Below are 12,103 nucleotides of genomic sequence, written 5' to 3' on the forward strand. Positions count from 1 at the left end.
ACGTCCCTTGCAGTGAGCGACACTGCCGCGGGCCGTTTTTCGTGCCCTGCATCCGGCAGAATACCGTCGATGCCGCAAAAAGATCGTAAACAGGCTCTAAGCGCCTGTTCTCAAGGCGTTTTGAGAATGGGCAGTTGGAGCCGGCTCCCTGTGTGGAGGGACCTCCGAACAAAGGGGGAAAGGGTGGCAAGCATTTTCGGTTCAAATGTCCGCCAATGTCCAAGGACTTGCGTTGAGAGCGCCTGTAAGTCGCCGCCAGCAACGCACCGCTACTTCACTCCCAGCCGCTCCATCCGGTACCTCAGCGAACGGAAAGTCAGGCCCAGCCGCTTGGCCGCCTGGGTGCGGTTGTAGCGGGTGGCGTCCAGCGCCTTGACGATGGCCTCGCGCTCGACGCGGTCCAGATAGTCCTGCAGCGGCTCGGCGCTGCCCGGCTCCGGCGCGTGCTCGGCCGGCGGCGTCAGTTGCAACTCGCCGCGGCCCAGCACCGGCCCGGAGGCCAGCGCCACCGCCCGCTCCAGGATGTTCTCCAGCTCGCGGAAGTTGCCGGGATAGGCGTAGTCCTGCAACGCTCTCAAGGCGTCGGCCGTCAGCTGCGGCGCGCCGTCGCCGCCGGCGTAGCGCCGCAGCAACCGCTGGGCGAACAAGGGAATGTCGTCGCGCAACTCGCGCAGCGGCGGCATTTTCAGCGGCAGCACATTCAGGCGGTAGTACAGGTCCTGGCGGAAGGCGCCGTCCTCGACCCCGGCCGCCAGGTCCCGGTGGGTGGCGCAGATGATGCGCGCGTCCACCGCCTCCTCCTGGCTGGCGCCCAGCCGACGCACGGCCTTTTCCTGGATCGCGCGCAGCAGCTTGACCTGCATCGCCAGCGGCAGCTCGGCCACCTCGTCGAGAAACAGCGTGCCGCCCTGGGTCTGCTGGAAGAAGCCGTCGCGGTCGGCGTCGGCGCCGGTGAAGGCCCCCTTGCGGCAGCCGAAAAACTCGCTCTCCATCAGGCTTTCCGGAATCGCGCCGCAGTTGACGGCGACGAAAGGCCGGCCGGCGCGCGGCCCCAGTTCGTGGATCAGCCGCGCCGCCTGCTCCTTGCCGGTGCCGGACTCGCCGCTGATGTAGACCGCCGCCTGGCTGCGCGCCAGCTTCTCCACCAGCCGCAACACGTCCCGTATCGCCGGCGATTCGCCCAACAGCCGCGGCTGCGGCGCCGGCCGGGCCGGCGACTCCACCCGCAGCGCCGACTTCACCAGGCTGCGCAGTTGCGCCAGGCTGACCGGCTTTTGCAGATAATCGAAGGCGCCGGCCTTCATCGCCCGCACCGCGTTGTCGGCGCTGCCGTAGGCGGTCAGCACCGCGATGGGCACGTCCAGGCCGGCCTCGCCGATATGGCGCACCACCTCCAGCCCCTCGCCGTCGGGCAGCCGCATATCAGTCAGCGCCAGATCGAAGGCGCCGGCCGCCAGCGCGCTGCGCGCCTCGGCCACGCTGCCGGCGCACACCGGCGCCAGGCCCATCTTGGCCAGCGTCAGTTCCAGCAGCTCGCGGATGTCGGGTTCGTCGTCGACGACCAGTACGCGCAACGGTGTCTTAGTCATAAGCCAGGTGACCGATCAGCCGGAACACGCCGCCAGGCGGGCTGTAATCGAGCCGCGCGTCGTTGGCCTCGGCCAGCTCGCGCGCGATGTACAGGCCCAGCCCGCTGCCGGCGCTGTCCGTGGTGAAGAAAGGTTCGAACAGGCGCGACTGGTCGGCCTCGGCCACGCCGGGGCCGTCGTCGATCACTCGCAGGATCAGGCAGTCCTCGGCGACGCCGGCCTGCAGCCGCACCGAACCGGGCCGCCGACTGCCGTGGCGCCAGGCGTTGGCCAGCAGATTGCCCAGCACCTGGGTCAGGTGGCCGCGGTCGAACAGCAGCCGGCAACCGGCCGGCGACTCGCAATGGATGGCGCCGGCCGCCTCCGGCTGCGCCATCGTGAAGTGTTCCAGCAGCTGGACCAGGAACGGCGCCAGCTCGATGGACTCGCGCTTGACGCGGTCGCGCCGGCCCAGCGTCAGCACGTCCTCGACCAGGCCGTTGATGCGCCGGCTGTTGTCCAGCATGATGCGCAACAGCCGCTGCCGCGCCGGATCGGCCTCGTCCTCGGCCAGCAGGTCGCCGGCGTGGCTGATCGCGGCCAGCGGATTGCGGATCTCGTGGGCGATGTTGGCGGTCAGCCTGCCCAGCGCCGCCAGCTTGATCCGCTTGGCCTCCTCGGCCATGTCGGCCATGTCGCGCATGAACAGCACCACGCCGCGCAACTCGCCGTCCGGCACCGGCACCGGCACCAGTCGCCCCACCAGCTGGCGGCCGCGCACGCTGTGCTCGACGAAGGTGGACAGCGCCGGATAGCCGTTTTCGCGCCAGCGCTGCACCAGGGGCAGCAGCTCCGGCAACAGCTGGCCGCGCTGCAGGCGGCTGAAGTAGCGCTCGGCCTGCAGATTGAACTGGCGCAGGTGGCCGCCCTCGTCCAGCACGACGACGGCGTCGCGCTGGCTTTGCAGGATCAGCTCGTTCAGGTGGTTGAGGTTGGCGATTTCGCCGCCGCGGCGCGCGGCCAGCGCCTCGGACGCGCGCGCCATCCGCCCCAGCTGCCAGGTGGCGATGGCGGTCATGAAGCAGGCCATCGCCAGCAGCGCGCTGTAGAACAGGTCTGACGAGCGGGCGGCGCCCATCTGGTATTCGACGCCGGCGTAGCCGAACAGCGTCAGCGTGGCGATGGCGGCGTAGAACAGCGCGTAGCGGCCCGAGGACAGCAAACCTGCGGTGGCGAGATAGGGCAGCAGCAGCAGGCCGAAGCCGCCGTGCAGACCGTCGTTCATCGCCATCAGCAGCACCATCATCGCGATGTCGGCGGCGATAGCCAGCGTCAGCTGCAGCGTGTGGCCCAGCCGGCCGTCGCGCAGCAGGAACCAGCCGGCCACCAGCGCCAGATAGACGACGGACCACAGGTAGAAGCGCGGTCCGCCGGCGATCAACGACTGGCCGTCGCTGCCGGACAGCAGCGACATCAGGAACAGGACCAGCAGCAGCAGGGCGCGGAAGCCGTTGACGAACAACAGCGCGGCGCGGGGCGAGAGGGCTTGCGGCTGGCCTGTCGGTCTCATCACATCGGCAACTCGCTGATCGCGCCGACCAGCCATTTCTTGGGCATCAACTTGCCCTTCTTGCCGCGCTTGCCGATGAACTCCTCGAGCGGCAGCTTCTCGTCGGCTGTCTTGCCGCGCACCGAGGTGGTGGACAGCAGCGCCCTGGCTCCGGCCACCAGGCCGATGGCCGTCATGCGCGCGCCGTCGTCCAGCGCCATCAGCATCAGGCCGCGGCCCTTGGCCAGTTCGCGCAGCTCGTTCGCCGGGAAGGCCAGCAGCCGGCCGCTGTCGCTGGCGGCCACCAGTTGCAGGCCGTCCAGGCCGGCGCCCTGCGGCGCCGCCACCGGCGCCAGCACCGTCTCGCCGGCGTCCAGCGTGATGAAGGCCTTGCCTGCCTTGACCCGGCCGGCCATGTCGCCGATCTTGGCGATGAAGCCGTAGCCGCCGCTGCCGGCGACGACGAAGCGGTCCTCGTCGCGGCCGGAAATCAGCTGCGCCGGCTTGGCGCCATCCTGCAAGTCCACCAGGCTGGCCACCGGCACGCCGTCGCCGCGGCCGGTCGGCACCGTCGCCGGATCGATGGTGTAGGCGCGGCCGTTATGATCGAGCACGATGGCCGACCACACGGTGCGCGTCTCCACTGTCGCCGCCAGCGCGTCGCCGTCCTTGAAGCTCAGCGTTTCCAGTTCCAGATTGTGGCCGACGCGGGCGCGGATCCAGCCCTTCTGCGACAGGATCAGCGTCACCGGCTCGTCGGCGGTGGTCTGGGTCAGCACCGCGCGCTCGGCGGCCTTGATCTCGCTGCGGCGCTTGTCGCCATACTTGGCGGCGTCGGCCTGGATCTCGTCGCGGATCAGCTTGGTGAGCGCATTCGGCGTATCCAGGATATGGCGCAGGCCCTCGCGCTCCTCGCGCAATTCGGACAGCTCCTTTTCCAGCTTGAAGCCTTCCAGCCGCGCCAACTGGCGCAGACGGATTTCCAGGATGTCCTCGGCCTGGATCTCGGTCAGGCCGAAGGCCTTGATCAGGTCCGGCTTCGGCTCGTCCGACTCGCGGATCACGCGTATCACTTCGTCGATGTGGATGAAGGCGATCATCCGGCCTTCGAGAATGTGGATGCGCTTGTCGACCTGGGACAGGCGGTGCGCCAGCCGGCGGGTGACCGTCGTGCGGCGGAAGTCTATCCACTCGGTGAGGATGGGCTTCAGGCCCTTCTGCCCGGGGCGGCCGTCCAGGCCTATCATCACCAGGTTCAGCGAGGCGTTGCCTTCCAGGCTGGTCTGCGCCAGCAGCGTGTTCATGAATTCATCAGGATCCTGGCGGCTGGACTTCGGTTCGAACACCAGCCGCACCGGACATTCGCTGTCGGACTCGTCGCGGACGCGGTCCAGCAGGTCCAGCATCAGCTTCTTCAGATTCTGCTGGTCCTGCGACAGCTGCTTCTTGCCGGCCTTCAGCTTCGGATTGGTCGCCTCCTCGATCTCGGCCAGCACCTTCTGCGCCGACGAGCCGGGCGGCAGCTCGGTGACGATGGCGCGCCACTGGCCGCGGGCCAGCTTGTCCACTTCCCATTTGGCGCGCACCCGCACGCTGCCCCTGCCGGTTTCATAAGCGGCGCGGATGTCGGCGGCCGGCGTGATGATCTGGCCGCCGCCGGGGAAGTCCGGCCCGGGGATGTATCGCATCAGGCCGTCGGTGTCGAGCGAGGGGTCGTCCAGCAAGGCCACGCAGGCGGCGGCGACCTCGGTCAGATTGTGCGGCGGGATTTCGGTGGCCAGGCCCACGGCGATGCCGGAAGCCCCGTTCAGCAACACCATGGGCAACCGGGCCGGCAGCAGCGACGGCTCTTCGAAGGCGCCGTCGTAATTGGGCACGAAGTCCACCGTGCCCATGTCGATCTCGGACAGCAGCAACTCGGCGATGGGAGTCAACCGCGCCTCGGTGTAACGCATCGCCGCCGCGCCGTCGCCGTCGCGCGAGCCGAAGTTGCCCTGGCCGTCGATCAGCGGGTAGCGCAGCGTGAAGTCCTGCGCCATCCGCACCAGCGCCTCGTAGGCCGAGCTGTCGCCGTGCGGGTGATACTTACCCAGGATTTCGCCGACCACCCGCGCCGACTTCACCGGCTTGGCGCCATGGACCAGGCCCATGTCGCGCATCGCGTACAGGATGCGGCGCTGCACCGGCTTCTGGCCGTCGGCCACTTCCGGCAGCGCGCGGCCCTTGACCACGCTCATCGCGTATTCCAGGTAGGCCCGCTCGGCGTAGAGGTCGAGCGGAATCCAGTCGCCGGCGGCGGCGTCCGGCGCCGACGGCGGCGGTGGCGTGAGGTCGCCGGCAGGGCCCGGCGGGGCGAAGAGATCGTGATCGTTCATGTTTTCTTGCTGTCTTGATCTGGATTGAGGCGCGCGGCTGCAGCCGATGGTATAGCATCTCCGACGACCGCGACCGGAATGGAGGAATTCTACTATGGCAAACAGGATAGCGTGGCACTGCCACGGTTTCGACGGCTTCAAGCCGCATGCGCTGTATCAGGTATTGCAACTGCGCGACCGCGTTTTCGTCGTGGAGCAGCAATCGATTTACGGCGATGTCGACGGTGTCGACACCCATTGCCTGCATCTGTCCGGCCGCGACGACGCCGGCCGGCTGCTGGCCTACGCGCGGCTGATCGCGCCCGGCGACAAATACCCGGACGCCGCCGCCGTCGGCCGGGTGGTGGTGGCGCCGGAAGCCCGCGGCCAGGGCCTGGGCAAGGCGCTGATGGCTCAGGCTGTGGCGCAGTGCCAGGCCCACTTCCCGGACGCGGCCATCATGCTGTCGGCCCAGCTGGACGCCAGCGCGCTGTATGCGTCCTTCGGTTTCGAGCCGGTGTCCGAGCCGTACGACGACGGCGGGATACTGCATCTGGACATGAGGCGGGCGCGGCAGCAATGAAAACAGCCGCCTGGAAGGCGGCTGTCTTTTGCTGACCCGGCTATCAGAACTTGTAGTTGACGTTCAGATAGTAGGTGCGGCCCCACAGGTCGGTGTCGCTGCCGGAGAAGGTGCCCGGCGTCGAGGTGTTGGTGAAGTACGGCGGCGTACGGTTGCCGACGTTCTTCACCCCGCCGCCTATCTTCAGCTTCTTCAGCGGAGAGATGGTGAAGTCCACGTCGAAGGCGGTATAGGACGGAATCCGCGCGGACTTGCCCTGCAGCGAGCCGGTCGGGGAAATCGCCGTCTCCAGGTTCTTGAAGCCGGCGTAGCTGCGCGCGGTCATGCCCACCGAATACTTGTCATAGCTGTATTCGGCGGTGAACACGTTCTTCCAGCGCGGCTGGGCGGCATAGTCCAGCTCTTCCAGCCAGGGATCGCTAGCCAGCTTGTGGTCCTTGAAGCTCAACAGGTGGCTGTGCTGGTTTTCCAGCTTCAGCTTGCCGTAGCTGCCCAGCGACCAGTCGTAACGCAGATCGATGTCGAGGCCCGAAGTGCTCAGGCCGCCGGCGTTCTGATACGGCGTGTTCACGTAGTCGATATCGCCCAGCACGCCGGGACCGGCCGGCTTGCGGACGATGGCGCCCGGGTATTTGGCCGGATTGGTGACCACGTCCTCGAGGTCGACGGCGTTGATGACGTTCTTCTGGTTGATGCGATAGAAGTCCACCGACGCGAACAGATCCTTCACCGGCTGCAATACCACGCCCAGGCTGAAGCTGTCGTTGGTCTCCGGCTGCAGGCCCGGATTGCCGCCGCTGACGATCTTGGTGCTGCTGGCCGGGCACTTGTTGGCCGGAATGCCCTGCTGGGCGCACTGGTCGTAATCCTTCACCGAACCGTAGGCGGTGCGGGTCAGGTTCAGCTGGGTGAACGACGGCGCCTTGAAGCCGGACGTCGCCGAGCCGCGGAACATCACTTCCTTGATCGGCCGGTACGAGAAAGCGACCTTCGGATTGATGGTGTTGCCGAAGTCGCTGTAATGGTCGCCGCGCAAGGCCAGCTGCACTTCCAGGTTCTTGGCCAGCGGCAGGTTGAATTCGCCGTAGGCGGCGAAGATGCTGTGGCTGGCGTCCAGATAGCTCTGCGGCGCGGAGTTCATCACCAGGCCTTGCTGGCTGTTCATGTCCGGCGTGCTGACCAGGGTCTCGCGCCACCACTGGATGCCGGTGGCGAAGCCGGCGGCGCCGCCCGGCAGCTGGAACAGCTCGCTCTTAGACGCCTTCAATTCCAGGGCCTGCAGGCTGGTGGACGCCTTGTTGACGTCGTAGGCCTGGTACGGCGCCAGGCTGGAAGCCGGATTGCCGTGGAGGAACGGATTGTAGGTCGGGCCGTTCGGATTGCCGGTGCCCAGCGAATCCTCCAGCGAGCTCAGGTAGTCCTGGTTATTGTTGGTGACATTGTTGCCGCTGAGGTTGACGGACGCGTCGAAATCCCAGTCCTTCAGCGTCGTCGAATAACCGAGCACGGCGTGGTAGGTGTTGCTGGTGGCCTCGCGATCGCGGCCCCAGCCTTCGTTCAGGCCGCGATAGATCGTGATGTTGTCGACGCCGGGCTTGAAGCCGGGATTTTGCTTCAGAAGGTCATTGATCAGCTTCTGGTCGGTCGGGTAGGCGGCGTCGCCCGGGGCCAGCGTGATCGCGTTGAGGAAGTTGCTGCCGCCTTGCAGATAAGTCTTGGTCTGGTTGAAGCCCAGCTCGGCGTAGACCTGGCTGTCCGCGTCCAGCTTCTTCGTCAGCACCGACAGCACGCCGTAGCGGGTGGTGCGCGGCGAGACCTGGGCGTCGACGCGGTCATAGTCGATCGGGCAGATGGTCTGCCCGGTGGACTTGGTCACCAGCGGCAGCGGACAGTAAGGCATCGCGGTGTACTGCGATTTCGGGCTGGTGCGCCAGCCGCCCCAAGTGCTCAGATAGCGGTTGTCGTCGCCGCCGTAGCGACGGAAGTCCCGGCTCTTGATCGCGTCGTGCTTGCTGTAGAACACCGGCTCGCGATGGTAGGCGTCGAACGAGAACAGCGCGTTGTAGCCGTCCTTGTCCAAGTCGCCGGTGCCGGCCGACACGCCGGCCGCCTGCTCGGCGCCGTCGCCGGCCGAGGTCTGGCCGTATCGGGCGTAGCTGTCCACGCCCTGGTAATTGCGTTTGGTCTTGAAGTTGATCACGCCAGCGACCGCGTCGGAACCGTAGATCGCAGAAGCGCCGTCGCGCAGGATTTCGACCGATTCGATGACCGACAGCGGCAGCGTGTTCAGGTCGGTGAAGGAGTCAGTGCCGCTTTCCAGCTGGGCATAGGTGGCCAGACGGCGACCGTTCAGCAGGACCAGCGTGTATTTGGCGTCCATGCCGCGCATGCTGGCATGGGCCGCGCCGGGCACAAAGCTGGTGCTGCTGGTGCCGGAAGTGACGCTGGAGATCGCGGTCAGGTTATCCAGCAGCTGGATGACCGTCGACGCCCCGGTCTTGGCGATGTCCTCTTTCTTCAGGACCTCGACCGGCAGTGCGCCCTGCGTATTGATTCGCTTGATGTTGGAACCGGTGATGGTCACCCGTTCCAGTTGATTGTCATTTCCATCGGCGGCGTGCGCGCAGCCGCTCCCCAGCAGGCCGATGGCGGCGATCGCCTGGGCCAGGACAGTGATTCTCATCTTGTTTCCCTTCGTTCATCACGATGCTCGCGCTGCATGGGCGCAAGTCTGCTCCGGCGTCGTAATCTTTCTGAAACACGCGCCAGGGTAATGAAGTTGGCATTAAATGATGCCCTCGGCAACTTTATTGCCAGCGCGGTTCGACGAAGGGTTGGCCGAACCGTTGAAAACAATTTGTTAACGTTTTGATTACGATTGTGTTTTTTTGTTAATTCGCGCCGCGACAATATTTTGTTCGTGTATCAACGACACAACAACCGCGCGGCCGGCAGGCCGTTCCGCCGGGCTTCGGCGCCGCGACCGCCATGCCCGGCGGGACGCCGCCGATGACTTAGGCTAGAATGTCCTGTTTTCGTCTGCGGCGTTTCCGCCCATGCATCTGCTTGCCTTCGGACTCAACCACCACACGGCTCCGCTGTCGATACGGGAAAAGCTGGCCTTTCCGGCCGAGACCCTGCCGCGCGCGCTGGACAGCCTGGTGGCGTCGCAGGCCGCGCGGGAAGCGGCCATCGTTTCCACCTGCAACCGCACCGAGATCTATTGCAGCAGCCCGGACCCGCGCGCCGCGCTGGACTGGCTGTGCCGGTTTCACGGTCTGAGCCAGGCGGAGATCGAGCCCTATCTGTACCGGCTGGAGGCGGCCAATGCCGCGCGCCACGCGTTCAGGGTGGCTTCGGGACTGGATTCGATGGTGCTGGGCGAGACGCAGATCCTGGGCCAGCTGAAGGACGCGGTGCGCAGCGCCGAGCACGCCGGCACGCTGGGCACCTTGCTGAACGGCCTGTTCCAGCGGACCTTCGCGGTGGCCAAGGAAGTGCGGTCCAACACCGCGGTCGGCGCCAGTTCGGTGTCGATGTCGGCGGCGGCGGTCAAGCTGGCCGAGCAGATTTTCCCGTCCATCGCCGAGTTGAACGTGCTCTTCGTCGGCGCAGGCGAGATGATAGAACTGGTGGCGACCCACTTCGCCGCGCGCAATCCGTCCTGTATCACCGTCGCCAACCGCACGCTGGAACGCGGCCAGCGGCTGGCGGAGCAGTTCGGCGGCAACGCGGTGACGCTGGCCGAGCTGCCGGAATCGCTGTCGCGCTACGACGTGGTGGTCACCTCCACCGCCAGCCAGCTGCCCATCATAGGCAAGGGCATGGTGGAGCGGGCGATCAAGGCGCGCCGCCACCGGCCGATGTTCATGCTGGACCTGGCCGTGCCGCGCGACGTGGAGCTGGAAGTGGGCAAGCTGGACGACGTGTTTCTGTACAGCGTCGACGACATCGCCGGCATCGTCGAGGTCGGCAAGGAGGCGCGGCAGAACGCCGCCGCCGAGGCCGAGACCATCATACAGGCCCGCGTCGCCGAGTTCAGCGACTGGCTGAAGAAGCGCGAGACGGTGCCGCTGATCCGCGCCTTGCGCGACGAGGCCGACCGCACGCGCCGCCACGCGCTGGAAGGCGCGCTGAAACAGCTGGCGCGCGGCGAGGCGCCGGAAAAAGTGCTGGAGGCGCTGTCCGTCCAGCTGACCAATAAACTGATGCACCCGCCAACCCAGGCCTTGTCCTCGGGCAGCGGCGCGGAGCACGACGCGCAGGTGCAGGCCATCGCGCGGCTTTACCGTTTACATCCGGAGTCGTAATGAAAGCGTCTATCGCAGCCAGGTTGTCGCAGCTGGCTGACCGTCTGGAAGAGGTGACCCACCTGCTGGCCAGCGAAACGGCCACCCAGGACATGGAAGCCTTCAGGAAACTCACCCGCGAGCACGCCGAGCTGACGCCGGTGGTGGAGACCTTCGCCGCCTATCGCCGCTGCGAGGGCGACATCGCCGCCGCCGAGGAAATGCTGGCCGATCCGGAAATGAAGGAATTCGCCCAGGCCGAGATCGCCGACGGCAAGGACAAGCTGATCGCGCTGGACGTGGAGCTGCAGAAACTGCTGCTGCCGAAGGATCCGAACGACGACAAGAACATCTTCCTCGAAGTACGCGCCGGCACCGGCGGCGACGAGGCGGCGCTGTTCGCGGCCGACCTGTTGCGGATGTATACCCGTTACGCCGAGCGCAACCGCTGGCAGGTGGAGATCGTGTCCGCCAGCGAGTCCGACCTCGGCGGCTACAAGGAAGTCATCGTCCGTCTGGTCGGCCAGGGCGCGTACTCGCGGCTGAAATTCGAGTCCGGCGGCCACCGCGTGCAGCGGGTGCCGGCCACCGAGACCCAGGGCCGCATCCACACCAGCGCCTGCACGGTGGCGGTGATGGCCGAGGCCGACGAGATCGCCGAGGTGGTGCTGAACCCGGCCGACCTGCGCATCGACACCTTCAGGGCCAGCGGCGCCGGCGGCCAGCACATCAACAAGACCGACTCGGCGGTGCGCATCACCCACTTGCCGACGGGGATTGTGGCGGAGTGTCAGGACGGCCGCTCGCAGCACGCCAACAAGGCCAGCGCGATGCAGGTGCTGGCGGCGCGGATCTACGACATCCAGCTGCGCGAGAAGAACCAGAAGGAGGCGGCCGAGCGCAAGAGCCTGATCGGCTCCGGCGACCGCTCCGAGCGCATCCGCACCTACAACTACCCGCAGGGCCGGATCACCGACCACCGCATCAACCTGACGCTGTACAAGCTGGACTACGTGATGGACGGCGACCTGGTCGAGCTGACCGACTCGCTGATCGCCGAGCAGCAGGCGGAACTGCTGGCGGCGCTGGGCGACTGAGCGATCGCCGCGGGCCGGCGTCAGAATCATCGTCAGAAGAATCCGGGCCGCGCTTGCGCGGCCTTTTCTTTCGCCCGCTACAAGGTCCGCAGATAGGCCAGCGCCGCCTTGACGTCGTCGGCGCTCATCGTCTTCAGGATTTCCTGCATCTCCATCGCCGCGTCCGGCTGCGGCGCGTCCGACACCTGCATGCGCCGCGCCAGATAGGCCGCGTGCTGGCCGGCCAGCCTCGGCGCGGAACCGCCCTCGCCCTTGTCGCCGTGACAGCTGAAACAGGGCGGCGTGCCGGCCGCCAGATTGCCCTCGGCGTACAGCTTGCGCCCGGCCGCCAGCAAGGCCGGATCGGCGGCCGCGGCCGGACGGGCCGGCGCCGGCGGACGCGCGGCGAAATAAGCGGCGACGGCGCTAACGTCGTCGTCCTTCGTCAACGCGGCCAGCGCCGCCGCGTGGGCGCCGCCGTCGGCGCGCTGACGCTGCCGGAACGCCTGCAACTGTTGCGCGATATAGCCGGCCTGCTGGCCGGCCAGCCGCGGCGCCGGACCAGGGCCGTTACCGTCGGCGCCGTGGCAGCTGGCGCACAGCTGGATCTGGGCCGGCGCCGCGAACGCGGCCGGCGCCAACGCCGCCCCTCCCAGTGCGATCAGAAGCATGAATTTCATCGGA

8 protein-coding genes are annotated in these 12,103 nt (G+C 67.1%); 3 read left to right on the forward strand and 5 right to left on the reverse strand.

Annotated features, from left to right (window positions below; all coding sequences use genetic code 11):
- Positions 1–269: 269 nt before the first annotated feature.
- Genes CXB49_RS20105 through parC form a run of 3 tightly spaced genes read right to left on the reverse strand, consistent with a single transcriptional unit; the run spans position 270 to position 5,492 of the window.
- The gene (locus CXB49_RS20105) at positions 270–1,589 is read right to left on the reverse strand and encodes a sigma-54 dependent transcriptional regulator (protein WP_101710009.1); all 1,320 of its coding nucleotides are present in this window, start codon (positions 1,587–1,589) and stop codon (positions 270–272) included.
- Entirely contained in the window at positions 1,582–3,138 is a 1,557-nt protein-coding gene (locus CXB49_RS20110; RefSeq protein WP_101710010.1) for a nitrogen regulation protein NR(II), read from the reverse strand. Before CXB49_RS20110 ends, CXB49_RS20105 begins: the two co-directional genes overlap by 8 nt.
- A complete protein-coding gene (parC, locus tag CXB49_RS20115; RefSeq protein WP_101710011.1) occupies positions 3,138–5,492 on the reverse strand; it encodes a DNA topoisomerase IV subunit A in 2,355 nt (784 codons plus the stop codon). Before parC ends, CXB49_RS20110 begins: the two co-directional genes overlap by 1 nt.
- A 94-nt stretch (positions 5,493–5,586) precedes the next feature.
- Between parC and CXB49_RS20120 the strand changes: the two genes are divergently transcribed.
- Positions 5,587–6,054, forward strand: coding sequence for a GNAT family N-acetyltransferase (locus CXB49_RS20120; protein WP_101710012.1), 468 nt, complete (start codon positions 5,587–5,589; stop codon positions 6,052–6,054).
- 43 nt (positions 6,055–6,097) lie between these two features.
- Here the strand turns inward: CXB49_RS20120 and CXB49_RS20125 are convergent, their stop codons facing one another.
- A complete protein-coding gene (locus CXB49_RS20125) occupies positions 6,098–8,737 on the reverse strand; it encodes a TonB-dependent siderophore receptor (RefSeq protein WP_101710013.1) in 2,640 nt (879 codons plus the stop codon).
- A 373-nt stretch (positions 8,738–9,110) separates the two neighbouring features.
- Between CXB49_RS20125 and hemA the strand changes: the two genes are divergently transcribed.
- Positions 9,111–10,364, forward strand: coding sequence for a glutamyl-tRNA reductase (gene hemA / locus CXB49_RS20130; protein WP_101710014.1), 1,254 nt, complete (start codon positions 9,111–9,113; stop codon positions 10,362–10,364).
- Positions 10,364–11,440: a peptide chain release factor 1 gene (prfA, locus tag CXB49_RS20135; RefSeq protein WP_101710015.1), complete on the forward strand. Its 1,077-nt coding sequence runs from the start codon at positions 10,364–10,366 to the stop codon at positions 11,438–11,440. The genes hemA and prfA overlap by 1 nt, the downstream gene beginning before the upstream one ends.
- Positions 11,441–11,517: 77 nt before the next feature.
- Here prfA and CXB49_RS20140 read toward each other — a convergent pair whose 3' ends face one another.
- On the reverse strand, positions 11,518–12,099 hold the full coding sequence (locus CXB49_RS20140; RefSeq protein WP_101710016.1) for a c-type cytochrome: 582 nt from the start codon (positions 12,097–12,099) through the stop codon (positions 11,518–11,520).
- Between the last annotated feature and the right edge of the window lie 4 nt (positions 12,100–12,103).

The sequence above is a fragment of the Chromobacterium sp. ATCC 53434 genome, assembly GCF_002848345.1.
Classification (GTDB): domain Bacteria; phylum Pseudomonadota; class Gammaproteobacteria; order Burkholderiales; family Chromobacteriaceae; genus Chromobacterium.